The organism is Pseudomonas neustonica (assembly GCF_003797945.1).
Classification (GTDB): domain Bacteria; phylum Pseudomonadota; class Gammaproteobacteria; order Pseudomonadales; family Pseudomonadaceae; genus Halopseudomonas; species Halopseudomonas neustonica.
In genome coordinates this window covers 112,221-138,235 of the sequence record NZ_RKKU01000001.1, presented here as the reverse complement: position 1 = coordinate 138,235, position 26,015 = coordinate 112,221, and the positions used below count along the sequence as shown (strand labels likewise).

Sequence of the window (26,015 nt, the reverse complement as noted above, 5' to 3'; positions counted from 1 at the left end):
TCCGGGTGCAGATACTAGGCTGGCAAGCGTTGACGGACCGCCTCAAACAAACAGACTCCCGCAGCAACAGACACATTGAGACTGCTCACGGCACCAGCCATGGGCAGACGCGCAAGATAGTCACAGTTCTCGCGGGTCAGACGGCGCATGCCTGCGCCCTCTGCACCCATCACAATCACCGAGGGCACCTTGAGATCAACCTGATAGATAAACTGCTGCGCCTCGCCAGCGGTACCAACAACCCAGAGACCACGCTGCTGCAGCTGCTTGAGCGTGCGCGCCAGATTGGTGACCGCGACCAGAGGTACGGTCTCGGCAGCACCACAGGCAACCTTACGCACCACCGGGGTCAAACTGGCAGAGCGGTCACGCGGCACAATCACCGCCTGCACGCCCGCCGCATCGGCACTGCGCAAACAGGCACCCAGGTTGTGCGGGTCGGTCACACCGTCCAACACCAACAACAAAGGTACACCGTCCAACCGGTCGAGCAAGTGCGTCAGCATCTCCTCTGACCACACCTGACTGGCGGTCACCTCGGCTATCACACCTTGATGCACGCCTTCAGACAGCTTACCCAGCTCATCAGCGGCGACGCGCTGGACAGCAATACTCGCGGAACCTGCTTGCTCCAGCAGCGCCTGCTGCCGCTCATTGAGACGCCCAGACGGCAACAATAGCCGCCTCACCCTTTTTGGGCTGCGCTCCAGCAAAGCCTGCACCGCATGAACACCAAAAACCTGCTCAAGATCGCTCATACCACACTCTCACTCACTGCTTCGGCTTACGCTTGCGCGGACCGCGCGAAGCAGACTCAGTCTTACCGCTGGGCGCCTTAACGTCTCCGGCCGGCTTGGCTGATTTCCGAGGAGCACCTCCAGCAGGCTTGCTGGACGGGCCACGCCCAGCGGACTTGGCCTTCTTCTTGCCCTCGCCCGAGGCCTGACGCGCCTCAGCAAGCAGCTTCTCGCGCACAGCGCGACTGGCAGAGACCTTGCGATCAGGCTCAGGCTGCGACTGATCCGCCGCCATTTCGAAGTCAATCTTGCGCTCATCCAGGTCGACACGAGCCACTTGCACCCGCACAGGATCGCCAAGCCGGAACTTGCGACCAGAACGCTCACCAGTCAAACAGTGATGCACAGCATCAAAGTTGTAATAGTCTGCCGGCAGTGCCGTGATGTGCAGCAAGCCCTCAACGTAAATATCGGTCAGCTCGATGAACAGACCAAAGCTGGTAGCAGCTGTCACCAGACCATCGAATGACTCACCGACTCGGTCCTGCATGAACTCACATTTGAGCCAGCTGACAACATCGCGCGAAGCCTCGTCCGCCCGGCGCTCGTGCTTAGAGCACTGCTCGCCAAGCTCCGTCAGGCGCGCGTGATCATAAGGATAGACTTTTGCCTTGGGCACAACCGGCGCGCCGCAGCGCTTGACCAGATCGGTGGTGCGCCGTGAACGCACGACACTGCGAATGGCGCGGTGCGCCAGGAGATCGGGATAGCGTCGGATGGGTGACGTAAAGTGCGTATAGGCCTCGTAATTCAAGCCGAAGTGCCCTGCATTATCCGGACTATAAACCGCCTGACTAAGCGAGCGCAGCATCACTGTCTGAATCAACTGCGCATCAGGCCGACCTTGCACCTTGGCCAGAACCGCACTGTAGTCTTCCGGTGTGGGATCACCTTTCTTGCGCGTCAAACTCAGACCTTGCGCATTCAAAAACTGGCGCAAACGCTCGACCTTCTCCGCTTGCGGCGCATCGTGCACACGATACAAGCCCGGCAACTCAAGATCCTGCAGGAAGCGCGCAGTCGCCACGTTGGCGCTCAGCATGCACTCCTCAACGATCTTGTGAGCATCGTTGCGAGTAGTCGGCTTGATATCGACCAGTTTGCGATCATCACCAAAGATCATGCGCGTTTCAGTGGTCTCAAAGTCGATGGCACCACGCCCCTGGCGCGCCTTAGCCAAAGCTTTATAAAGCTCGTACAGACTCTCAAGATGCGGCACTACTTCACAATACTCTTCACGCAAAGCCTTGCCTTCACGACTACGGCCATGCTCCAGCATGGAAGACACCTTGTTATAGGTCAGCCGTGCATGCGAGTGGATTACCGCCTCATAAAACTGATAATCAGTGAGCTCACCGGCCTTGGACAGCGTCATCTCACAGACCATCGCCAAGCGATCCACATGCGGATTAAGCGAGCAAAGACCATTGGAGATGGCCTCTGGCAGCATGGGAATAACCTGGCTTGGGAAGTAGACAGAGGTACCGCGCAACTCCGCCTCCTCGTCCAGCGCCGACCCAAGCGGGACATAGTGTGAGACGTCCGCGATGGCGACATAGAGCTTCCAGCCACCAGAAAACAAACGCCAGCCACTGGGCTTATGCGGCTCGCAATAGAGCGCATCATCAAAATCACGCGCATCTTCGCCGTCGATAGTAACCAGCGGCAAATGGCGCAGATCAACACGTTTTTGCTTGTCTTTCTCTTCGACGAAGTCTTTGAGCTTGCTAGCCTCGTCAATAACCGCCTGCGGCCATTCGCTAGGAATATCGTAGCTACGCAGCGCGACCTCGATCTCCATACCGGGCGCCATGTAGTCGCCCACCACCTCAATTACCTCGCCCTGCGCCTGCCGACTCATCGTAGGCCATTGGGTGATACGCACTTCCGCATACTGACCGTGCTTGGCACCCATATTGGCGCCCGGCGGAATCAGCACGTCCTGATTTATTTTTGCATTATCGGCAACAACGAAGCTGATGCCGTTTTCTTCGTAATAGCGACCCACGAGAATTTCATGAGCACGTTCCAACACCTCAACGACCGCGCCTTCGCTGCGACCGCGACGGTCAACGCCGGTAACGCGACCCAGAACCCGGTCACCATCGAATACCAGTCGCATCTGCGAGGGCCCAAGAAACAGGTCTTCAGTCCCCTCATCAGGCACCAGAAAACCAAACCCGTCGCGATGCCCTTGCACGCGACCGCGGATCAGGTCGAGTTTATCGACTGGCGCATACGCGCCCCGGCGGGTGTAAATAAGCTGCCCATCGCGCTCCATGGCACGTAGGCGGCGGCGCAGCGCTTCGATGCTATCCTCATCCTGCAGAGCGAACTCCTGCTGCAACTGAGCTCGCGTGGCGGGCGCGCCACGGGTCTCCAGCAATTGCAGGATAAGCTCACGACTAGGGATGGGGTTGTCGTATTTTTCCGCTTCGCGCCGAGCTTCCGGATCCTGCTGGATCCACTCATTATTCATGGAAGTGGCCTGGGAAGGTGTAGATTTGCTCGACGGCTTGGCCGAGGCTTTGGATTGATCTTTTTTCGTCATAGACGCCTATTGAACCGCGAATCAAGTCTATATGCACCTGTTTCCTCCAATAAATTTTTTTCTCGCCAGGGGTTTACAAGATCATTCTGCCTACGTAATATTCGCGCCGTCAGCACGAAACGGCAGCAGCACGAAACGGCAGCAGCAAGAACCACAGGTTCAGCATAGCAGCAGATTCGCAAGACATGCCCAGGTGGTGAAATTGGTAGACACGCTAGCTTCAGGTGCTAGTGGCCTTACGGCCGTGGAAGTTCGAGTCTTCTCCTGGGCACCAATTCAAAAAAACCGAGATTATTCTCGGTTTTTTTATGCCTGAAATAAATGATTTAACCCTACCTCGCCGCCTCACTCATAAACAGGCGACACAAAAAAAGGCGCCCTCAGGCGCCTTTTCTTTACCGCATTTTCATCAGTCAGCAAAGACCTGACGCAAAATAACAGTCTCATTGCGGTCGGGCCCAGTCGAAATAAGATCGATCGGCGCCCCTACCAACTCCTCAATACGCGTGATGTAAGCGCGCGCATTAGCCGGCAAACCCTCAAGCGTCCTGACACCCAGGGTAGAGTCTTCCCAGCCCGGCATATCCTCGTAGACCGGCTCAAGCCCGATATAGCTATCAGCATCGGTAGGCGCTTCGATCACATCGCCATGCTCATTACGGTAACCAACACAGATGCGAATAACATCCAAACCATCCAGCACATCCAGCTTGGTCAGACACAGACCACTGATACTGTTGATCTCCATTGCCCGACGCAAGATAACCGCATCAAACCAACCACAGCGCCGCGCCCGCCCGGTAGTCGAACCGAACTCGTGACCACGCTCAGCCAGACGCGCACCCACAGCATCAAAGAGCTCGGTAGGGAAAGGACCCGAACCCACACGAGTGGTATACGCCTTGGTAATACCCAACACATAGTCGAGATAGAGCGGACCAAAGCCAGAGCCGGTAGCCGTACCACCAGCGGTAGTGTTGGAACTGGTTACAAAGGGGTAGGTACCATGGTCGATATCCAGCAACGAACCTTGCGCGCCTTCAAACATGATATTCGCGCCTTCGCGACGCAACTCATGCAGACGAGCCGTCACATCAGTCATCAGTGGCGCAAGCCAGTCCGCATACCCAAGAGCCTCATCCAGCGTCTTCTGGAAGTCGACCGGCTCAACCTTGTAATAATGCTGGAGCGCAAAGTTATGGTAATCCAGAACCTCACCCAACTTGGCAGCAAAGCGTTCGCGATGAAAAAGATCCGCTACACGCAGGCCACGGCGAGACACCTTATCCTCATAGGCTGGCCCGATACCGCGACCAGTGGTCCCGATCTTGGCCTCACCACGCGCCTTCTCACGCGCCTGATCCAGTGCAACGTGATAAGGCAGAATCAGCGGACAAGCAGGGCTGATACGCAGGCGCTCACGCACAGGAACACCCTTGGCCTCGAGCTCTTTCAACTCTTTCAGCAATGCCTCAGGCGAAAGCACAACGCCGTTACCGATAAAACAGCGAACGTTCTCGCGCAGAATGCCGGAGGGGATCAGGTGGAGTACGGTCTTCTCACCATCAATAACCAGGGTATGGCCAGCATTGTGACCTCCCTGATAACGCACTACCGCAGCAACCTGATCAGTCAGCAAGTCAACAATCTTGCCCTTGCCCTCATCGCCCCACTGGGTACCCAGGATGACAACATTCTTACCCATGTTCAGCCCATGCCTCGCTAGAAATTAATTGGCCTTGCGGCCAGGGAATCACGAATTCAATTCAGTTACTGACCACGAACCCACCTGAAAGGCGAGCACGCGATCACAGCCATAATCAGCCGCTTCGATACTTGATTGGCCCGGCAGCGCCACTATCACTCGCTCACCCTGCTGACGGAGCACTGCGATCTTGTCATGCAGCCCAGCTTCGTTACTGTGAGGAGCCCAGATGGCCGAGCCTTTTTGAGCCAGCCCGATACTGCCGCGCTGCACCAGGCAACGCAGATCGGTAGAAAAACCAGTAGCCGGGCGCGCGCGCCCAAAATCGCTGCCGATATCGTCGTAACGACCACCCTGGGCGACACTCTGGCCAACACCCGGCACAAACGCGGCAAACACCACACCCGTGTGGTAATGATAGCCACGCAACTCACCCAGGTCGAAGTACAGTGGAATATGCGGGTAACGACGCGCCAATACCTGGGCAATTTCAGCCAGATCATCCAGCGCAGCCATGACCGACTCCGGCGCACCATCCAGCAGAGCGTGCGCACGATCCAGCACCTCAACACCACCGGACAACTCAACCAGGCTGCAAAGCATGGCCGCCAGCGAAGACTGCTCAATACCCGCAGCCAGCTGATTAACCTCATCTACCGCCTTGCGTTGCAGCGCATCAAACAAGGCACGCTCGGTAGCCTCGCCAACACCTGCGGCCTGAACCAGGCCGCGATAGATACCGACATGACCGATATCCAGATGCACTCCTTCTACCTGACAACTGGAAAGAGTTTCCAGCATCAGCGAAATCACTTCTATATCGCTGGTGCTGGAGGCATCACCATACAGCTCTGCACCCAGTTGAATCAGGCTACGCGCGGTCGATAACGGCCGCGGCAAGGTATGTAGCACGCTACCGCAATAACACAGGCGCGACGGACCTTCTGCGCCCAGGGTATGCGCGTCAATGCGCGCAACCTGCGGTGTAATATCGGCACGCAGCCCAAGCATCCGACCGGACAGCTGGTCGGTCATCTTGAAGGTTTGCAGTTCGAGGTCGTGACCGGCACCGGTCAACAGGGATTCCAGATATTCGATGTGCGGTGTAATGACCAGGTCATAACCCCAGCAGGAGAACAGATCAAGCAACTGTCGGCGGGCAGCTTCGATACGGGCGGCCTCCGCGGGCAGCACCTCGTCAATACCATCCGGCAACAGCCAGCGATCTACAGTCGGCATTTTGACAACCTTTTCATACACAGTGAACTAGGCTTGCGGTCTGACTTGAGTCTGTAGCTCAAGCCCCGTGACCAGCGATATAAAAGCCGCCGTTCGCATAGACGATCGGCAGCACCAAACAGAATAGGCCGGTCACAAAAAAGCCGGGAATTCCCGGCTGCGCAAGTGTAACACGTTTTATAGTCACGACACCCGTGGCTTTACTTGCCCAACCTCACCATCCAGACAAGAAAAAAGGGGCGATCCACTCAGTGGACGCCCCTTTGCTTAAGTCTCGCCTCAGGGCTGGCGAGACTTACCTTGCAGGTACTTGAAGAAATCACTTTCGGGATCAAGCACCAGCACATCAGACTTGCTGGCAAAGCTTTCGCGATAGGCTTGCAGACTGCGAGAAAACGCGTAGAACTCAGGATCTTTGGTGTAGGCTTCGGCATAGATCTTTGCCGCCTTGGCATCACCATCACCGCGTATTTTCTCCGATTCACGGAAGGCTTCGGCAATGATTACCCGTTTCTGACGGTCAGCATCAGCACGAATACCTTCACCCAGCTCCCGACCTTTGGCGCGATGCTCGCGCGCCTCACGCTCACGCTCGGTGCTCATGCGGTCAAATACGCTGCGGTTAACTTCGTTAGGCAAATCAATCGCCTTAACCCGCACATCAACCACTTCGATGCCCAATTCACGACGCGCACTCTCATCCAATGTCGCAGTAATATCGGCCATCAGCTGATCACGCTCACCGGACACCACCTCATGCAAGGTGCGGCGCGCGACTTCGTTACGCAAACCTGATTCGAGCTGTCGGGACAGGCGCTCTTCCGCAATCGCCCGCAACCCAGAAGTTGCCGTGTAAAAACGCTGCACATCGGCAATGCGCCACTTGGCGTAAGAATCCACCATCAGCGCTTTCTTCTCCAGCGTCAGATAACGCTGGGTAGCTGTATCGAGCGTCAACAGGCGACCATCAAATTGGTGCGCTTCCTGCACAAAGGGCAACTTGAAGTGCAGGCCGGGCGCCACATCACTGTCTACCACTCGCCCAAACTGCAGCACTATGGCGCGCTCAGTCTGATTCACCACAAAGAAGCTGTTCCAACCAACAATCAGCGCAGCCAACAGCACAATGATGCCAAGTAAGGATTTATTACTCATCAGCGGGACTCCCTGGAACGCAGATCGCGCTGCTGTGAAGAATTGGAACGAGACGAGTCATTCTGGCTCATCGTCGGCGCGCTAGCGCCAGACGCGGAGCTAGTAGCAGACGATTGCTGCATCAGCTTATCCAAGGGCAGATAAAGCAGATTATTATTACCCTCCCCGCCAGAAACCAGAATCTTGCTGCTATTACTCATCACATCCTGCATCGTATCGAGATACATGCGCTCACGCAGTACCTCCGGCGCGATGCGGTATTGCTCAACCAGCAGATCAAAGCGCTTAGCCTCACCCTCTGCACGGGCAATCACTTCATCGTGATAACCATTGGCCTCTTCCAGCATCCGCTGAGCCTTGCCTCGCGCCTCAGGAATCACGCCATTGGCGTAAGCCTCTGCCTGATTGCGCTCGCGAACCTCGTCTTCTTTGGCGCGAATCACGTCATCAAACGCGTCCTGCACCTCAGCTGGCGCCTGAGCATTTTCGATATTGACCTGAGTCACCGCGATACCGGTGTTGTAACTGTCCAGGTAACGCTGCAAACGCTCGGTGACTTCCACCGCCATTTGCTCACGCCCTTCGGTCAGCACCTGGTGCATCGGCGTAGAACCCACTACGTGACGAACCGCGCTTTCGGTCGCATGACGCAAGCTGGTCTCAGGATCTTCAACCATTAGTACGAAGTTCTCCAGATTGGAGATGCGGTACTGAATGGCAACCGGGACCTCAACGATATTCTCGTCTTCAGTCAGCATCTGCCCCTGCTGTCGATAGGAGCGAACCTGGGTCACGTTGCGCTGAAACTTGCGTTCAACGGGCGGGAAGTAAAGGTGTAGACCCGAACCTACCGTACGATCATATTCGCCGAAACGCAGAATGACCGCCTGTTCCTGCTCATCGACCATATATACGGCGTTAAACAGCCAGACGCCCAGCACAACCAGCCCAGCAATAGCCCAAAGCCCCTTGGGAATACCGCCACCACCGCCAATGCGATCGCCACCATTACCGCCGCTGCCTCGCTTGCTGGAGCCGAAAAGACTATTCAGGCTGTCCTGCAACTTGCGCAGCGCATCGTCAAGATCCGGCGGACCTTGCTTGCCGCCGCGCTTGCCGCCGCCGCTACCCCAGGGATCCTGGTCGTTTGAATTATTTCCGCCACCAGGCTCATTCCAGGCCATAGCGTTCTCCGTTGTCTGTAACCGTTCGAAGCTCCAGCTGCCTAAAGGACAACCAGATCAGGATGCAATCCTACCGTAAACCAGCAGCCATGCGCGAACCATAGCTGGAAGCTTTCATTGCAAAGTATGTTGCTGAAGAAATGCTTCTGGTAACCAACCCTCACGTTTGAGCAAGCGATTGAAGTCGCTACGCTGCAGACGCAGATCTAGCTGCTGACGACCATCGTCTGCTGTCTGCTCACCGAGCACCGCACCCGCCGCGTAGAACTGGGCACGCAATCGCGCTTCGGCATGCTCAAGTACGACACGCTCCTGCACCAAATCGTTACCCAAACGTTCAGCAATCGCCTGCTCAAGCAGATCCAGCCCCAGCCCTTTCTGCGCTGAAATCCAGACCCTGACAATATTGCCGCCTTCATCGCGCTGCAACTGTGGCTCAAAACCATCAATCAGATCGATTTTGTTGTACACCTCCAGCATGGGCAGCTCGATCGCGCCGATCTCACCCAGCACAGAATGCACTTGCTGAATATTCTCCTGCCGATCGTCATCTGCAGCATCAATGACATGCATCAACAGATCAGCCTGCGCGGACTCCTCCAGCGTGGCCCTGAACGCCTCCACCAGCTTGTGCGGAAGATGGCGAATGAAGCCTACGGTATCAGCCAGAATGACCGGCCCGATATCCGGCAACTCAACGCGCCGCAGCGTAGGATCAAGCGTCGCGAACAACTGATCCGCCGCATAAACATCAGACGTGGTGAGCTTATTGAACAGCGTCGATTTACCCGCGTTGGTGTAACCAACCAGTGATACCACCGGAATTTCCGCCCGACGCCTGGCGCGGCGCGCCTGGTCGCGCTGGCTGCGCACCTTCTCCAGCCGCTTGGTAATCTGCTTGATACGCACCCGTAACAGACGACGATCCGTCTCAAGCTGGGTTTCACCAGGACCACGCAGGCCGATACCCCCTTTCTGACGCTCAAGGTGAGTCCAACCCCGAACCAGACGCGTGCTTAGGTGATCGAGCTGTGCCAGCTCAACCTGCAACTTGCCTTCGTGGGTTCGTGCGCGCTGCGCAAAAATATCCAGAATCAGGCCGGTACGGTCGATTACTCGACACTCCAGCTCACGCTCAAGATTGCGCTCCTGACTTGGTGTCAGGGTATGATTGAAGATGACCACGTCACCTTCGTTGGCCTTGACCAGCGCCCGCAACTCTTCCACCTTGCCGCTACCTATCAGGAAACGGGGTGTCGGTTGATGCCGAGGGATAGTCATAAATGCCGCATTTTCAGCGCCGGCTGAACGCACCAGCTCTAAAAATTCCTGCGGGTCTTCACGGCGCTGGTCATCCAGGCCTTCGAGGTGAACGAGAACGGCTCGTTCACCCCCTTCATGCCGCTCAAAAAACAATCAGAACTCCTGTAGCATCAGGGATTGCTGGCCTCAGCCTCTTCGTCACCACCGGCAGCAACCGGCAAACGTACCGGACGACCGGGGACAACAGTAGAGATCGCGTGCTTATACACCATTTGGCTAACTGTATTTTTCAACAGAATAACAAACTGGTCGAATGACTCGATCTGGCCCTGCAACTTGATGCCGTTAACGAGATAGATGGATACCGGGACACGTTCCTTGCGCAGAACGTTCAGGTAAGGGTCTTGTAGTGAATGCCCTTTTGACATTGCCTCACTCCTTTAATGGAAACCGAATAATTGTAAGCATTGTAATAATGCGATTTGGCCGGCTTGTCCATTATCCAAAAGACGAGCAGGCAAGTTAACTGCAAAATCCAGGGCATCAGCACCGATGAACTCTATATTGCGGCCTCTTTCAGTGCTTTCAAGGCCAGCTCGAATCTTTTCGGATCCAAACTATCAAGCCAATCGATTTCAGCGTGCCAGCCACGCAGCCAGGTGAACTGACGCTTAGCCAATTGCCGCGTCGCAATAATGCCCCGTTCAACCATCTCTGCTTCGTCCAGCTTGCCATCCAGAAAGTCCCAGACCTGTCGGTAACCAACGGCTCTGATAGACGGCATGGAGGAATTCAGGTCTCCCCGATTTCGCAAAGATTCGACCTCGGGAATCAGCCCTTGTTTCATCATCAAGACAAAACGTTCGGCAATTCGCTCGTGCAGCACAGATCGATCCTGCGGAGCAACGGCCATATAGTGCATAGTATAAGGCAAAACCGCCGTGTTCGACCGGTCACCACCGCCTTTTTCTGCTGCTTGGCCCGCATGCATTTGTGACAGTGTAATACCAGTTAGCAGAAACACCTCATAGGCACGCTGTATCCGCTGCGGGTCATTCGGGTGTATGCGCTCTGCGGCCACCGGGTCAACCCGCGCCAGCTCGGCGTGTACAGACTCCCAGCCACCGGACTGCGCCATCGCTGCAATCCGCGCTCGCACCTCGGCATCAGCCGACGGCATTTGCGCCAAGCCGCCGGCGAGCGCCTTGAAATACAGCATGGTGCCGCCAACCAGCAAAGGGATACGACCACGTGAGGTGATATCGGCCAGCAACGGCGTGACCTCATCACGAAAACGGGCCGCTGAATAGGCTTCTGCAGGGTCAAGAATATTGATCAGGTGGTGTGGATAACGCTCAAGGGTCTGCGCATCGGGCTTAGCCGAGCCGATATCCATGCCACGATAAACCAATACCGAATCCACACTTACCAGCTCACAGGGGAAATGGTCATACAAATGCATGGCCAACTCGGTCTTGCCAGAAGCCGTAGGCCCCATCAGACACATGACCGGCGGCAACTTAGCGGACGCCACAGAGCCCTCCTCTCATCAACTTTTTTCACCGACCGCGCAGGAAGAGTTTATCCAGCTCCACCATACTCATTTGGGTCCAGGTGGGACGCCCATGGTTGCACTGACCGCTGCGCTCGGTCTGCTCCATATCACGCAGCAACCCATTCATTTCGGCCAGCGTCAGACGCCGATTAGCCCGCACTGAGCCATGACAGGCCATAGTGCCCAGCAACTCGTTCAAATGTGCCTGAATACGATCACTGGTGCCGTACTCCAGGAGATCACTCAGAACATCACGCACCAGCTGCTCTGCATGTGCCTGCCGCAGCAGCGCCGGCACTTCGCGAATCGCCAGCGACTCCGGCCCCACGCGCTGCAGCGACATGCCCAGACGGGTAAACCAGTCTGCGTGCTCTTCTGCACAATCCGCTTCACGCTGACTGACGGCCAGACTTTCAGGCACCAGCAGCGGCTGACTACGCAGACCTTCCTGATCCATCGCCAGCTTGAGCCGTTCATAAGTGATACGTTCGTGCGCGGCGTGCATATCAACTACCACCATACCGGCACTGTTTTCCGCCAGAATATAAACCCCATGCAGCTGAGCAACGGCATACCCCAGAGGCGGAATATCGCCCTCTGCTTGTTCCGGCATTTTTTCGCCGCCCGGCTGAGCGCCATATAAGCTGGCGTAGGCGGCAACAGCGCCAGCGGGCGGCGGCGCAGGCGCGGCATAACCAACGCCCTGCACTGCCCCCTTGTCAGCCTGCCAGCCGGCAGAGGGCTCATTCAGCGACATATATTGCTGCCCGGAAAACACGCCCGCGTCCAGCCCGCTCGTCGCAGGCGCAGCCGGCGGTGACGTCAACCCTGAGACAGAGGATGACGCATCTGCCTGCTCAGGCTCGTCACCGGGCCGCTGATCTGCCAGTGCGCGATACAGCGTACTAAACAAAAAATCGTGGACCATGCGGCCATCACGGAAACGCACTTCGTGCTTGGTCGGATGAACGTTGACGTCGACCACCCCGGGATCAAGCTCCATAAACAGCACAAAGGTGGGATGACGGCCATTGAATAGCACGTCACGATAGGCCTGACGCACAGCATGCGCGACCAGCTTGTCCTTGATCATGCGTCCGTTGACAAAGAAATATTGCAAATCCGCCTGACTGCGAGAAAAGGTAGGCAGCCCAACCCAGCCCCAAAGCCGCAGCCCAGCGCGCTCGTTATCGATAGAGCGCGACTGCTCAACGAAGGCCGGCCCGCAGACGGTAGCCACGCGTCGCCGCGCCTCTTGCTCGGTATGCGCAGGCCGTAAACTGAACACACTGCGGCCGTTATGCCGGAGGCTAAACGCCACATCAAAACGTGACAACGCCAGGCGCTTGACGACCTCTTCAAGGTGCGAGAATTCGGTTTTCTCGGTACGCAGAAACTTGCGCCGGGCTGGCGTGTTGAAAAACAGATCACGCACCTCGACGGTGGTGCCTTGCGGGTGCGCAGCCGGCTGCAGGCTTGGCGCCATATCGCGCCCTTCGGTCTCGACCTGCCAGGCTTGATCGCTACCCGCAGGACAGGAGGTTAGCGTCAGCCGCGAGACCGAACTAACCGAGGCCAAGGCCTCACCCCGAAAGCCCAGAGTGGCAACTCGCTCCAGGTCATCCAGATCACGAATTTTGCTGGTTGCATGGCGGGACAGGGCAAGAGGCAAGTCATCCTGAGCAATCCCGCTGCCATCGTCACGCACCCGCAGCAGCTTGACCCCAGCCTGCTCGATATCGATGTCGATACGCTTGGCACCGGCATCCAGACTATTCTCCAGCAATTCCTTGATGACCGAGGCTGGACGCTCCACAACCTCGCCCGCCGCGATCTGGTTAGCCAGTCGCGGGCTTAATAATTGAATTCGGGTCATATCAGTTTTGATTCTGTACGAGCAAGCTGCTGGCGGGCACCTTAAGTACCTGCCCTACTCGTATATTGTCGTCGGAAAGATTATTGGCGTTACGCAGACCGCTGAGTGATACCTGATACAGACTGGCAATCATGGACAGGCTATCGCCACGACGCACGACATGCTCACGAGGCCCCTGAGCAAGCTTGCCACCGGCTTTGAGTGCGGCAATACGGGTGCCGGGCGGCGGGTTACGATGAAAGAAACTCTTTACGCCAGAATGAATTGAGCGTGCCAATGCCTGCTGATGGCTACGCGTAACCAGCTTGCGCGCCTCACCCGGATTGGAAATGAAACCGGTTTCAACCAGGATAGATGGGATATCCGGTGATTTAAGCACCATAAAGCCAGCCTGCTCGACCCGCGATTTGTGTAGCGAGTTAACCCGGCCTACGGACGAAAGCACTTGCTGCCCCACATCCAGACTCGCCGACAACGTCGCCGTCATGGACAGGTCGAGCAAGACACTGGCAAGCACCTGGTCCTTGTTATCAAGGCTGACACCGCCCACACCACCGATCAAGTCAGAGCGGTTTTCTCGGTCGGCCAAGAGTCGAGCGGTCTCGGACGTAGCACCACGATCCGAGAGTGCGAACACGGAGGCACCGTTCGCGCTGGCACGGGTGAAGGCGTCGGCGTGAATGGAAATAAACAGATCAGCGTTATGCTGACGGGCTATCTCGGTACGTCTGCGCAACGGAATAAAATAGTCTCCCGTCCTCACCAACTCAGCCCTAAACCCCGGTTCAGCATCAATCATGCCTTTGAGATCGCGGGCGATGGCTAGCACCACCTCCTTCTCACGTGCACCACCATAACCAATGGCGCCCGGGTCTTCGCCGCCGTGGCCAGCATCAATCGCCACAATAATATCGCGCTCACCCGCTTCCGACGCAGAGCGCGTTGGCGTCTGCGGCAGAGGTGAAGCCTGAGGAGCTTGCGGTGGTGCAACAGCAGTCGGCCTGGCATCCTGATCAAACAGGTCAATGACCAGGCGGTTGCCATACTGCTGGTTGGGCGGCAGGACAAAACTCTTGGGATTAACCTGCGAAGACAGATCCAGTACCACCCGCAGGTCCTTACCATTGCGCGGCGCAGAGCGCATCCCGGTCAGGGGCGTGTTAGCCAACGCAAGGGCTGAGGTGTCGGCGTTGAAATTTGCATTACTGATATCAATAACGATGCGTTCAGGGTTTGAGAGCGTAAAGAGCGTGTGCTCCGCCGGACCACTGAGATCAAAAACCAAGCGCGTGTTATCTGGCGCACGCCACAGGCGAACGCTCTGAATATCGGCCGCAAAGGCCAGCTCGGTAACAAGGCACAATAAACTGACAGCGCAACAACGCAGCAGCATCTGGCATTTCCCCCCGGTCATGCTAGTCACGCTCGGCCATACTCCGTTTTTGTTGCAATCGTTGGCAACTGGCGCGACCGTGTTCGGTCTGGCCAGCCAGCAGAAGGCGTCTACCCTCACCTTCAATACTAATGGTAATCGTCAGGTCGGGTCTTGGCAAAACACCTGCGCCTTTTTCCGGCCACTCCACGAGACAGAGACTGTCAGCGGAAAAATAATCGCGCACACCCAGAAACTCGAGCTCCTCCGGATCGGCAAGACGATAAAGATCAAAGTGGTAGACCGTGGCGCCAGCTAACTCGTAGGGCTCAACCAGAGTAAAAGTCGGGCTCTTCACCGCGCCTTCATGCCCCAGCCCGCGGATCATACCGCGACTGAGTGTGGTTTTGCCCATACCCAGATTACCTTCGAGGTAGACCACTCCATGGCCAACAAGTGCCCGAGCAAGATCACCACCCAGCTGGTGCATCGCAGCTTCGCCTTCAACCTCTACTACGTAGCTCATTACCCTTCCTGTTGATTCAGGCATTTTCTGATGACGGCAAACATGTCCGTCGCACGCATACCCACCTCGCCTTTAGCTGCCGCGGCGTCACCGGCCAAGGCGTGCACCAGCACAGCATAACGCGCAGCACGGGCGGCAGGAACACGCTGGGCCAGCAAAGCACCGAGCAAGCCGGAAAGCACGTCGCCCATGCCCCCTACCGCCATACCCGGATTGCCATCACTACACACCGAAGGTGGCTCTAGATCGTCGCTGTCGACCAGACTTCCGGCCCCCTTGAGAATAACCGCGCACCCCAGCCTGGCCAGCATTTCACGCAACGCATCAGGCCGATCAGACTGCACCTCGGTGGTGGACAGCGATAATAGCCGAGCGGCTTCCGCCGGGTGCGGCGAGATGATCGTATCCCGCCCCAGGCTGGGTAACGTCTTTTCCTCGCTCAGCAGGTTCAGCGCGTCGGCATCCAGCACGCGGGGGCCTTGCCACGCCATCACAGCCTCCAATAACAAACGCGCCCATGCATCGCGACCCAGGCCGGGGCCAATGACCACTGCATCCGCCTGAGCCAATAAAGCCTCTAACTGAGCAGCGTCATCCATGCCATGCACCATCAACTCCGGACAGCGCGCCAACAAGGGGGCAACATGCTCACTGCGGGTAACTACACTGATTTTTCCTGCTCCGCTGTGCAGCGCTGCCTCGGCCGCCAGCATGACCGCACCGCCCATACCTCGGCCGCCCCCAATAACCACCAGATGGCCGAAGCTCCCTTTGTGAGCAGCCTTCTTGCGCGGCGGCAAGGTTCCAGCCCAGCCTTGCATACTAAGACGCTCATAAGCCGCAGCCGGTGCTTGAGGGGAGCTGTCAGCCAGCGGAGCAAACACCAGCTCACCAACATAATCGGGGCCGTTAGCGGTCAATAGCCCTAGCTTCAGCCCGATAAAGGTAACCGTCAGCTGCGCAGTTACCGCGCAACCAAGCGTCACGCCGCGATCCGCATCGAGCCCACTGGGAATATCAACTGCGACGACGGGACCCTGCGCCGCGTTAATAGCGTCAATCGCAGACCTGTATTGAGCACGAACCTCGCCGCGCAAGCCTGTTCCGAGCAGGGCATCGACCACCACCCCCGACAACTCAACCCCATCACGCCAAGACCCCACACTGACGCCCTGCTCGCGAGCGCGCCTGAACGCGGTGGCCGCATCACCCTGCAGCGTGGTCGGGTCAGCCACCGCCAGCACCTGAACTTCCCAGCCAGCCAGACAAGCCTGCAGCGCCAGCAAGTAACCATCTCCGGCATTATTGCCACCACCACAGAGCACTGTCATACGCCGATCATCTGGCCAGCGACAACTAATGGCCAACCACAATGCTTCGGCCGCAGACTGCATCAAAGCGATACCCGGCGTGCCAGCCGCAATCAGCAGCGCATCAAGCTCTCTAACCTGAGCTGCGGTATAGACCTTGTCGGGCAAAACATGCGGCATAAATGGGCTCCCAGCAATGATGTCTGGCACAATTATACGAGAACCGCCGCCTTACACCTAAACACAACGAACAATGCCATGCCTGAAGCAACCGACTATCAAGCCCTCGCAGAGCAGATCCGCAGTCTAGCGAGCCAACTCGGCTTCCAGCAGCTGGGCATCAGTGCGCCTGATATCGGTCAGCATGAACAATGGCTGGGACAATGGCTGGAAGCGGGCTACCACGGTGAAATGGAATGGATGTCCAGTCATGGCAGCAAGCGAACGCGGCCCGCCGAGCTAGTACCTGGCACTGAGCGCGTCATTTCGGTTCGAATGGACTATTTACCCGGCGACAGCGCAATGGCCCAGCGCCTGAGTCAACCCGATGCAGCCTATGTTTCCCGCTACGCCCTGGGGCGTGACTATCACAAGCTGATCCGCCGCCGCCTGCAGAAACTGGCCGATGCCATTCAGGCATTGATCGGCCCCTTTGGCTACCGCGCTTTCGTCGACAGCGCTCCAGTGATGGAGCGCGCATTGGCCAATGCCGCTGGACTCGGCTGGGTCGGCAAGAACAGCATGCTGATCAATCGCAAGGCTGGCAGCTACTTCTTTCTCGGCGAGCTCTACACCGACCTGCCACTGCCGGTGGATAAGCCTTATGAGCAAGAACACTGCGGCAGCTGTACCGCCTGCCTGGAACGCTGCCCAACACAAGCCTTTGTCGGCGACAAGATACTGGATGCGCGGCGCTGCATATCCTATCTGACCATAGAACTGAAAGGCGCGATCCCGGAAGACCTGCGCCAGCCCATGGGCAACCGTGTTTTCGGCTGCGACGACTGCCAACTGGTCTGCCCGTGGAACCGCTTTGCCAAGCCAACCACCGAAAGTGACTTCAGCCCGCGTCACCGGCTCGACCAAGCCAGCCTCGCCGAGCTGTTCAGTTGGGACGAACCTACCTTTCTGGCCAATACCGAGGGCTCACCGATTCGCCGCATCGGCCATGAACGCTGGCTGCGCAACCTGGCCGTAGGACTGGGCAACGCCACCACCAGCATCCCTGTCATCGAGGCGCTAAAAGCACGCCGCGCGCACCCCTCAGAGCTGGTGCGCGAGCATGTGGAGTGGGCGTTGGCGCAACACGGCGCATAGACCGCGCAAGCGAAAGCCCTCTTCCTGTAGACGCGCTAACGCCGAAAACGGCTAGAACTTGATGAAATGCTCGCGGTAATGCTGCAGCTCGGCAATAGAGTCACGAATATCATCCATTGCCAGATGGCTACCCTGCTTCTTGACGCCCTTCTTCACTTCCGGCGCCCAGCGTGCAGCCAACTCCTTCAGGGTCGACACATCCAGATTGCGATAGTGGAAAAACTCCTCCAGTTCGCGCATGCCGCGGTACAAAAAGCGCCGATCCTGGCAGATGCTGTTGCCACACATGGGTGAACGACCGGCCGGCACCCACTCTTTAAGAAAGGTCAGCGTCTGGCGCTCAGCCTCGGCAATACTGATCTGACTGTCACGTACACGCTGAGTCAGGCCTGATTGGCCATGCTGGCGAGTATTCCATTCATCCATACCATCGAGCATCGCATCAGGCTGCTTGACCACAATGGACGGCCCCTCGGCCAGCACATTGAGATTGGAGTCGGTCACTATGGTGGCGATCTCGATGATGACGTCGTTGTCCGGGTCCAGCCCGGTCATTTCCAGGTCAATCCAGATAAGATTATCGGGGCTCTGCATGCTGACTCCTGTGCCTGCCTGATGGAAAAAAATCAGAACCAGCGTGACTAAAACACATGCGCTGGATCAACTGCCGCTAGTATAACCGCCGCGTGCTACACTGCGGCTGTTTCTTCAGATACCGACTACATGGCCAAGCGACACCTTACCCGACGCCAAAACTGGCGCATCCAGAAAATCCAGGACGAGCGCTCTGCACGCGCCGACAAGCGCGCCGACAAAGCAGAAGAAAGCTTGCTCGGTGGCGACCTGGGGCCAGAGCAAAGCGGCCTTGTGATCGCCCACTTTGGCGTGCAAATGGACGTAGAAGCGACCGACGGTGCAAACGCCGGCGAGATACGTCGCTGTTACAGGCGCGCCAATCTACCCGCGCTGGTCACCGGCGACCGGGTCACCTGGCGCGCTGACAATCAGGGTTCAGGCGTTATTGTGGCACAGAGCCCCAGGCAGACCGAGCTGTGCCGGCCGGACCATCGCGGCCAGCTGAAACCGGTAGCAGCCAACGTCGACTACCTAGTAATTGTCTTCGCGCCACTGCCCACGCCTTACGCCAACCTGATCGATCGCTACTTGGTCGCCGCCGAGCAGGCTGGACTGGAACCCTTGCTGGTGATGAACAAGTCAGACTTGCTCAACGACCACAGTCACCTTGAGCTGCAACAGTGGTTGCGCGACTACGCCGCTCTGGGCTATCGCGTGCTCAGCCTGTCAGCCGGCGACGGCAGTGGCATGGACGAGTTGAAAGCCACCCTTAAAAACCGTATCAGCGTATTCGTCGGCCAGTCTGGCGTCGGCAAATCGTCGCTGATCAACGTCTTGCTGCCAGAAGAGGACCTGCGCGTCGGCGCACTCTCGGAGCATACGGGCAAGGGTACGCATACCACCACCACAGCCAAGCTCTTCCACTTTCCAGCGGGTGGTGACCTGATCGACTCCCCCGGCATTCGCGAGTTTGGCTTGATGCATATCAGCCATGATGAGTTGCTGGAAGGCTTCATTGAATTCCGCCCCTTCCTCGGCATGTGCCGCTTTCGTGACTGCCGGCATAAACAGGAACCAGGCTGCGCGCTGCTTGGCGCAGTTGAGGACGGCAAAATCACCAAAACCCGCATGGCCAGCTACAAGTACATCCTTTCCACTCTGGAATCAGCGTGACTCTGGCAGGACTTGCTGCCTCAGCCGGGATTCAGCGTTAGCCGCGTCCTCAAACAAGTTCAGGCTGCGTTGCTGTTGGCGCTCTGTCGAGCTTGCGGGGGCAGCATCGGCTGGCGCAGTATCGACTGGCGCAGCATCGGTATCGACAGGGGCAGCGCCGGCTGGCGCAGCCTGCTCAGGCTCGCCCTCAAGCCTGCCCCCTGCCGAGGCATTACTATCACCTTCCTGCACCGTCTCATCCGACCCCGCATCGGCCGATTCACGCATCTGCTCCTCCGCCTGGTGGTTCAGCACGATGATATCGATCCGGCGATTAGTTGGACTAAAGGGCTCACTGCGATCAAACAACGCCGAGTCGGCATAGCCCACGACCCTGGCCACCTGACTCTCGGGGTAGCCAGCGACCAGCAACGTCCGCCGAGCGGCGTTGGCCCGGTCGGATGACAGCTCCCAATTGCCGTAGCCATTACGCCCACGAAAAGGCTCGGCATCGGTGTGACCGCTGATGCTGATTTTCTTTGGCACCTTGGCGATGGTATCGCTTAAGGTCAGCAGGATCTCTTCAAAATACGGCTGCAACTGAGCACTACCACTGGCGAACATCGGGCGGTTTTCTGCATCCACTATCTGGATGCGCAGACCATCCTGGGTAATCTCGATCAGAATCTGGTCCTTGAAGCGCTGCAACACAGGATCTTCGTCTATCTGGTTCTGCAGCTCCTGAAGCAGCATATCGAGCTCGAGCTGTTCAAGTTTCGCCGCCAGCTCCTTGGCCGACGCCTCATCCACCATGTCTTGATCTTCCGGGTCCTGCTCCTTGCTCAGGGTGCGCTCAGGCGAGACCTGAGGTGAGCCACCCAAATCAATCGGATAGGGACTACCACCCTCAGAAAAACCTATTGGGTCATTAAAATAACCCGAGATATCACGTAATTGCTCCGGCGTTGCCACGGTAACCAGCCACATGACCAGAAAGAACGCCATCATCGCTACGGCGAAATCGGCAAAGGCAATTTTCCAGGCGCCACCGTGATGGCCTGCAGCCTTACGCGTGATGCGCTTGACTATAATCGGCTGATTGTTATCCATGCATCAGCGGCCTTTAACCGACTCTTCCAGCTCCATAAAGCTGGGGCGATGCCCTGGCAGCAGAGACTTACGACCAAACTCCACGGCCAGAGCGGGCGGCAAGCCCTGCGCACTGGCTACCAGCGTCATCTTGATGGCTTCATAGGTGTTGGCTTCTTCGTGAGCGTCATGCTCCATCGCGCTGGAGAAAGGCCCAACAAACCCGTAGGCAGCGAGAATACCCAGAAAAGTACCGACCAGCGCGGTGCCGACCTTCTCGCCAATTTCGGTGTTATCTGCCTCCCCAAGAATACTCATGGTAATAACAATACCCAGTACCGCAGCGACAATACCAAAACCGGGTAAAGCATCAGAAACGCGGGTGGCCGCGTGTGCAGGCTCAAGCAGCTCTTCAGTTAGACTGGATATCTCCACATCGAACAAGGCCTCCAGCTCGTGCGGGGCCATATTGCCGGTCGACATGATGCGCAGGTAGTCGCAAATGAACTCCGTCATCTGCTTGTCTTTGAGAATCGCCGGGTACTTGCTAAAAATCGGGCTTTCCGCAGGCTCTTCAATATCCGCTTCAATCGACATCATGCCTTCGCGTCGACTCTTGTTCAGCACCTCGTAAAGCACCCCCAATACATCGAGGTAATAGGCCTTATTAAACCTATGACCGAACATAATCGCGGGGCCGGCGGCGAGTGTCTTTTTAACCACGGTACCGCTGTTGGCGACCATGAACGCACCGAACGCGGCGCCACCAATAATAATAATTTCAAAGGGATGCCAAAGTGCAGCTATATGACCGCCAGACGCCATAAAGCCACCAAGCACGGAGCCAATGACAACCAGAAAGCCAGCAATTTTCAGCATAAATCAGAGTGCCCCGATGCAGCAGGAGGCATGCCGTAGCATGCAGGAGCGGCAAACAGCCGCTGTTCGAGTTATAGTCGCGTAGACCACAAGTATAAAGCCGCGAGTCTAATGAGCACAGCCCAGCCCACACATACCGGCAATACCGACATTATCGGCAGCCTGCGCCAGAAGCTGAATGCCACCGTGCTACCGATCACGCCAGCGCAGCGCAAGCGACTACTGGATCAGCTTAACAGCGAGATGCTGAGCATGGGCGAACTGACCCAGGAAATTCTCAGTGTACCGGTAGCAGCGCTACATATTTGCCGTGCCGCGGGCGATGCCGCGCGTAATCGAGATATTGACATACTTACGCTGGAACAGGCCTGCGGCCTGCTTGGCACACAGCGCCTTGGCACCCTCCTGGGCAATATACCGGTGCTAGAAGAGGAGCAGCTGCCGAAGGCCTATACCCAACTATTGAGCATAAGCGAACATGCGGTTAGCCAGGCGCAAGGCCTGTTCTCACAGCGCATTGCGCGCTTGTGGCATGAAATGTCGCTGGCAACGCTGCTCTTCCTTTCCCCACTATGGGCATTGGCCTACATCAAGCCGCATATTTTTGACCAGTGGGACGAGCTCAATCGCGGCCTACTGCCTAAGCACTTGAGCAAACGCAAGGTCGCGGAAAATACGGCACTGGGCTTCCTGTTAGTGCAACAAGTCGCCCAGGATTGGTGGCTACCGCCATGGATACTGCAAGGCTATCGCTCACTGAATGCCAGTCGTCGTATCATGGTCAAAGCCCTGCATATTGCGCGAAACGCCAACAACCCGCAGGAGCAGCAAGCGCAACTGGATGCCGATCGCGAACTGTATCGCTGGCTAACCCAGCCTGCCAACAGCCTGTTGATGGCTAGCGGTATTGCCTTGGGATCACACCATAACTGGTACGCCGTCCACACCCTGCGCTGGCAACAACTCAGCGCTCTGTTCCTGGGCTGCAGCGTCGCTCAGGCACAACATACCAGCCATGAAAGCGCCGCCAACAGCGCGCGGGCCCAACACAACAGGAGCCCAGGGCAACCATGGCTACCCGCAATGTCGCTACCCTGGCCAGCGGACTACGCTCCCGCGGTAGAGCCAGCCGCCAAGCCCGCCAGCACGCCGTCGACACCAACACCACCGGCGCCGATACGTCCGGAGCGGTGGCGTCACTTGTGCGTCACACTCAACACGCAACCCAGCCCTTTCACTACGCTGCCGCAGCTATTGGACTGCGCGCTAAAGGCAATGCACGACGGCTTAGGGCTGCAGCAGTGCTGGATCGCCCTATTCAACGGTAAATCGCAACAGCTGGTTGTAGGCGCCGCCTTGGGCTTTGAAGCAGGCCAAACGGCCGTAGGCACCAAACTAGGCAACCCGCGTGGCTCAGCTTGGGGCAACTGGCTTAGCAGTGAGCCGTGCCATCACCTCGACAAAGAACGTTTGTCCAGCCTGGGACCACTGCTCCCGGGCGCACTCAAGGTGATGGCGCCAGATAGCGCTTTCGAGTTAATACCCATGATCCACAAAAACCAGGTATTGGGCCTTATGTTCGCTTGCAACCCCGGAAACCAGCGATTGATGGATCAGCAGCGGCAAAAAGCCCTGATAAAAACCGCGTCCTGCGCTGTCACGGGCTTGCTCAATTTCAAGCAACGCGGCCAGGACGTATCGACCCCTTCCAGGCCTGATCAATAGACCGGCAACAGTAATCCGCTACAATGCGCGCATTGAGCAGCAACCTTGCCATCCCTTTGTCTGCAGAGGCGCCAAATATGACGATGAATACCTTGCCACTTTTGCTGGAGCCGACGGACCTGGAATTACCAAAGGATCAGCGACATTGCCGCCTGGTCGACTTGTGTAGTACCGAGCAATATCAGCAAGGACACATCCCGGGAGCAGTGCACTTAGCACCGACAAGAATCGCCTCACCTGCTCCAGTACCTGGCCTATTACCGACACGGGACGTATTGCAGGGACTGTTCGCCGAATTGGGTCACCATGACCAGCTGCATTACATCGTTTACGACGATGAGGGTGGTGGATGGGCAGGGCGCTTTATCTGGCTATTGGACAGCATAGGACACACGCACTACAGCTATATCAATGGTGGCCTGAAAGCCTGGCAGCAATCTGGGCTTGCGCTGGAGCAGCAAGCAAATCATGCCTCCCCCAGCCAACCGGACATCACGCTCAATAGTGACCATACGGTAGATATACAAAACGTTAAAAACAATCTGCAGAATCCGGATCGGATCATTTGGGATGCAAGATCTGCGCAGGAATACCGCGGCGAGAAAGTGGTTGCGGCCAAAGGCGGGCACATTCCCGGAGCTATCAACTTTGAGTGGACGGCCGGCATGGACCCTGAGCGCGGCCTTCGTCTGCGCGAGGATCTTGCTCAGCACCTGCAGACGTTGGGCATCAGCGCTGACAAGGAAATTGTCACCCATTGCCAAACTCATCACCGTTCCGGCTTCACCTACCTGGCCGCAAAATTGCTCGGCTACCCCAATGTCAAAGCCTACGCAGGGTCGTGGGCTGAATGGGGAAATCATCCAGAAACCCCTATCGAACTCTGAGGACTCTTCATGCCCGCACGCCTATTCATCCTGATGCAGTATCTGCTGCCACACCACTTGCTATCTCGCCTCGCAGGTTGCCTGGCAAACTGCACGTGGCCTTGGGTAAAAAACCCTTTTATCAACTGGTTTGTCGGCCGCTATGAAGTCGATATGAGCCAGGCCGAGGAGGAAAATCCTACGGCGTACAGTAGCTTCAACGATTTCTTCACCCGCGCCCTGAAAGCAGATGCGCGCCCCTTGGACCCAGCTGAAAAGGGTATTCTCTGCCCTGCAGACGGCACTATCAGCCAGCTGGGCAAGATTGAACACGGCCGCATTTTCCAAGCTAAGGGACACAGCTTCAGCGTGACCGAGCTACTCGGCGGCAACCCCGATCATGCCAGCGCTTTTCAGGGTGGCGAGTTCGCTACTGTTTACCTGTCACCACGCGATTATCACCGCGTACATATGCCTTTTTCCGGCACACTGACCGAGATGATTTACGTACCCGGGCGCCTGTTTTCGGTCAATCAAACGACCGCCGAGAATGTACCTGAGCTGTTTGCCCGCAACGAACGCGTCGTCTGCCTGTTTGATACAGAGGCCGGCCCCATGGCAGTGGTCCTCGTTGGCGCCATGATTGTTGCCTCGGTAGAAACCGTATGGGCTGGCCTGGTTGCGCCGCCCAGTCGGCAACTGCGATCTACTGAATATGGTCAGGCCGCGCCGAGCCTGGCCAAGGGTGAAGAAATGGGGCGTTTCAAGCTTGGCTCTACCGCCATTGTACTGTTTGGACCCGAAGCAGCCCATTGGCATGCCGACCTAAAAGCTGGCAGTGCAGTAAGCATGGGGCAACTGATGGGCACCGCTCAACAGTAATCAGGCACGCGAAAAATCAAAAGCAAGGACCTGATCAATACGGCTGGCGCCCAGCGCCAGCATGATCAAGCGGTCCACGCCAAGGGCAACTCCCGCACAGTCTGGCAAGCCTGACTTTAGAGCCGACAATAACGGCTGATCCAAGGGCAAATCGGGATAACCAAGTGCCAGCCGCTGTTGACGGTCCGCCTCAAATCGTCTTGCCTGCTCCTGTGCATCAGTCAATTCAAAGTAGCCGTTGGCCAACTCCATGCCGGCAACAAAGAGCTCGAAGCGCGCCGCGCTCGGCACCCGGTCATCGCCCTCCACGACTTTCGCCAATGCCGCCTGAGAAGCGGGAAAGGCATACACCATAGTCGGTTCCAGCAGCTCGACTTCCACGCAATGTGAGAACAGCAGATTCAACCAGCCATCACGCGACAGCTCGCCACTAAAGCCAGTGCGTTCCAGCGCCACTTGTTGCAACTGCTGATCTGAGCAGCGGTAAATATCCAGCCCAGTATGCTCGGCAAAAATAGCTGAATAGCTAACCCTTCTGGCTGGCTTACAATCGAGCACCTGCATAACCAGATCGTCCACCTCATCCATCAGCCGATGATGATCAAAGCCGGGGCGATACCATTCCAGCATGCTGAACTCAGGGTTGTGCCTGCTGCCCACCTCACCATTTCGATACACCTTGCAAAGCTGCCAGATGGCACCACTACCGGCAGCCAGTAGTCGCTTCATGGGGTATTCCGGAGAGGTGTGCAGATAAAAACGCTGAGCTATGGCAGCCCCTTCCGGCACAAAGTCAGTCGAAAAAGGAAACAGATGCGGATCGCTGACTGCTGCCGCTGACAAGCAGGGGGTATCTACCTCAAGTACATCGCGCTCAGCAAAGAAGCGACGAATCTGATTGATAATAGCGGCGCGCCGATGGAGCGCCTCAAGTGAAGCGCTCGGCCTCCAGTCAACTGTCATGGACACTCTCCAATCAGGCACAAAAAACCGGAG

Annotated in this window: 22 protein-coding genes and 1 tRNA gene; 6 read left to right on the top strand and 17 right to left on the bottom strand. The window is 57.1% G+C overall.

Annotated features, from left to right (window positions below):
* Positions 1-14: 14 nt before the first annotated feature.
* Positions 15-758: a 23S rRNA (guanosine(2251)-2'-O)-methyltransferase RlmB gene (rlmB, locus tag EF096_RS00550; RefSeq protein WP_123887656.1), complete on the bottom strand. Its 744-nt coding sequence runs from the start codon at positions 756-758 to the stop codon at positions 15-17.
* A 13-nt stretch (positions 759-771) separates the two neighbouring features.
* The gene (rnr, locus tag EF096_RS00545; RefSeq protein WP_123887655.1) at positions 772-3,276 is read right to left on the bottom strand and encodes a ribonuclease R; all 2,505 of its coding nucleotides are present in this window, start codon (positions 3,274-3,276) and stop codon (positions 772-774) included.
* A gap of 259 nt (positions 3,277-3,535) precedes the next feature.
* Between rnr and EF096_RS00540 the strand changes: the two genes are divergently transcribed.
* Positions 3,536-3,622, top strand: a tRNA-Leu gene (locus EF096_RS00540).
* A 135-nt stretch (positions 3,623-3,757) separates the two neighbouring features.
* Here EF096_RS00540 and EF096_RS00535 read toward each other — a convergent pair.
* The 11 genes from EF096_RS00535 to EF096_RS00485 all read right to left on the bottom strand — a co-directional run bounded on the left by EF096_RS00535 (position 3,758) and on the right by EF096_RS00485 (position 16,713).
* Positions 3,758-5,053, bottom strand: coding sequence for an adenylosuccinate synthase (locus EF096_RS00535; protein ID WP_123887654.1), 1,296 nt, complete (start codon positions 5,051-5,053; stop codon positions 3,758-3,760).
* 48 nt (positions 5,054-5,101) lie between these two features.
* Positions 5,102-6,292 (bottom strand): ATP phosphoribosyltransferase regulatory subunit, encoded by a 1,191-nt coding sequence (locus tag EF096_RS00530; protein ID WP_123887653.1) that lies wholly within the window; start codon positions 6,290-6,292, stop codon positions 5,102-5,104.
* 279 nt (positions 6,293-6,571) lie between these two features.
* Entirely contained in the window at positions 6,572-7,447 is an 876-nt protein-coding gene (gene hflC / locus EF096_RS00525) for a protease modulator HflC (RefSeq protein ID WP_123887652.1), read from the bottom strand.
* Positions 7,447-8,631, bottom strand: a complete 1,185-nt coding sequence (gene hflK, locus EF096_RS00520; protein ID WP_123887651.1) for an FtsH protease activity modulator HflK — start codon at positions 8,629-8,631, stop codon at positions 7,447-7,449. The genes hflC and hflK overlap by 1 nt, the downstream gene beginning before the upstream one ends.
* Before the next feature lie 114 nt (positions 8,632-8,745).
* A complete protein-coding gene (gene hflX / locus EF096_RS00515) occupies positions 8,746-10,047 on the bottom strand; it encodes a ribosome rescue GTPase HflX (protein WP_123887650.1) in 1,302 nt (433 codons plus the stop codon).
* A 17-nt stretch (positions 10,048-10,064) separates the two neighbouring features.
* On the bottom strand, positions 10,065-10,322 hold the full coding sequence (gene hfq / locus EF096_RS00510) for an RNA chaperone Hfq (protein ID WP_123887649.1): 258 nt from the start codon (positions 10,320-10,322) through the stop codon (positions 10,065-10,067).
* A gap of 131 nt (positions 10,323-10,453) precedes the next feature.
* Positions 10,454-11,392 carry a tRNA (adenosine(37)-N6)-dimethylallyltransferase MiaA gene (gene miaA / locus EF096_RS00505; protein ID WP_218565687.1) on the bottom strand — a complete coding sequence of 313 codons (939 nt, stop codon included), beginning with the start codon at positions 11,390-11,392 and terminating at the stop codon, positions 10,454-10,456.
* Between the two features lie 61 nt (positions 11,393-11,453).
* On the bottom strand, positions 11,454-13,325 hold the full coding sequence (gene mutL / locus EF096_RS00500) for a DNA mismatch repair endonuclease MutL (protein WP_123887648.1): 1,872 nt from the start codon (positions 13,323-13,325) through the stop codon (positions 11,454-11,456).
* Between the two features lies 1 nt (position 13,326).
* On the bottom strand, positions 13,327-14,739 hold the full coding sequence (locus EF096_RS00495; RefSeq protein ID WP_218565688.1) for an N-acetylmuramoyl-L-alanine amidase: 1,413 nt from the start codon (positions 14,737-14,739) through the stop codon (positions 13,327-13,329).
* A gap of 1 nt (position 14,740) precedes the next feature.
* Positions 14,741-15,223 carry a tRNA (adenosine(37)-N6)-threonylcarbamoyltransferase complex ATPase subunit type 1 TsaE gene (gene tsaE, locus EF096_RS00490; RefSeq protein WP_123887646.1) on the bottom strand — a complete coding sequence of 161 codons (483 nt, stop codon included), beginning with the start codon at positions 15,221-15,223 and terminating at the stop codon, positions 14,741-14,743.
* Entirely contained in the window at positions 15,223-16,713 is a 1,491-nt protein-coding gene (locus EF096_RS00485; protein ID WP_123887645.1) for an NAD(P)H-hydrate dehydratase, read from the bottom strand. Before EF096_RS00485 ends, tsaE begins: the two co-directional genes overlap by 1 nt.
* Before the next feature lie 78 nt (positions 16,714-16,791).
* Here EF096_RS00485 and queG point away from each other — a divergent pair, with 78 nt between their 5' ends.
* Positions 16,792-17,850: a tRNA epoxyqueuosine(34) reductase QueG gene (gene queG / locus EF096_RS00480; protein ID WP_123887644.1), complete on the top strand. Its 1,059-nt coding sequence runs from the start codon at positions 16,792-16,794 to the stop codon at positions 17,848-17,850.
* A 51-nt stretch (positions 17,851-17,901) separates the two neighbouring features.
* Here queG and orn read toward each other — a convergent pair whose 3' ends face one another.
* Positions 17,902-18,444, bottom strand: coding sequence for an oligoribonuclease (orn, locus tag EF096_RS00475; protein WP_123887643.1), 543 nt, complete (start codon positions 18,442-18,444; stop codon positions 17,902-17,904).
* A 129-nt stretch (positions 18,445-18,573) separates the two neighbouring features.
* On the opposite strand from orn, the gene rsgA reads away from it, so the two are divergent.
* Positions 18,574-19,599, top strand: a complete 1,026-nt coding sequence (rsgA, locus tag EF096_RS00470) for a small ribosomal subunit biogenesis GTPase RsgA (protein ID WP_123887642.1) — start codon at positions 18,574-18,576, stop codon at positions 19,597-19,599.
* Here rsgA and motB read toward each other — a convergent pair.
* Both motB and motA read right to left on the bottom strand, forming a co-directional pair.
* On the bottom strand, positions 19,591-20,688 hold the full coding sequence (gene motB, locus EF096_RS00465; RefSeq protein WP_123887641.1) for a flagellar motor protein MotB: 1,098 nt from the start codon (positions 20,686-20,688) through the stop codon (positions 19,591-19,593). The two genes, rsgA and motB, sit on opposite strands and share 9 nt — an antisense overlap.
* 3 nt (positions 20,689-20,691) lie before the next feature.
* Positions 20,692-21,546, bottom strand: a complete 855-nt coding sequence (motA, locus tag EF096_RS00460; protein WP_123887640.1) for a flagellar motor stator protein MotA — start codon at positions 21,544-21,546, stop codon at positions 20,692-20,694.
* Between the two features lie 111 nt (positions 21,547-21,657).
* On the opposite strand from motA, the gene EF096_RS00455 reads away from it, so the two are divergent.
* The 3 genes from EF096_RS00455 (at position 21,658) to asd (ending at position 25,019) form a co-directional block, all read left to right on the top strand.
* Positions 21,658-23,271, top strand: coding sequence for a hypothetical protein (locus EF096_RS00455; RefSeq protein ID WP_123887639.1), 1,614 nt, complete (start codon positions 21,658-21,660; stop codon positions 23,269-23,271).
* Between the two features lie 77 nt (positions 23,272-23,348).
* Positions 23,349-24,158, top strand: a complete 810-nt coding sequence (locus EF096_RS00450) for a rhodanese-like domain-containing protein (protein ID WP_123887638.1) — start codon at positions 23,349-23,351, stop codon at positions 24,156-24,158.
* Between the two features lie 9 nt (positions 24,159-24,167).
* A complete protein-coding gene (gene asd, locus EF096_RS00445) occupies positions 24,168-25,019 on the top strand; it encodes an archaetidylserine decarboxylase (protein ID WP_123887637.1) in 852 nt (283 codons plus the stop codon).
* Here the strand turns inward: asd and epmA are convergent, their stop codons facing one another.
* Complete coding sequence (gene epmA / locus EF096_RS00440) at positions 25,020-25,982, bottom strand: elongation factor P--(R)-beta-lysine ligase (protein WP_123887636.1); 963 nt, start codon at positions 25,980-25,982, stop codon at positions 25,020-25,022.
* Between the last annotated feature and the right edge of the window lie 33 nt (positions 25,983-26,015).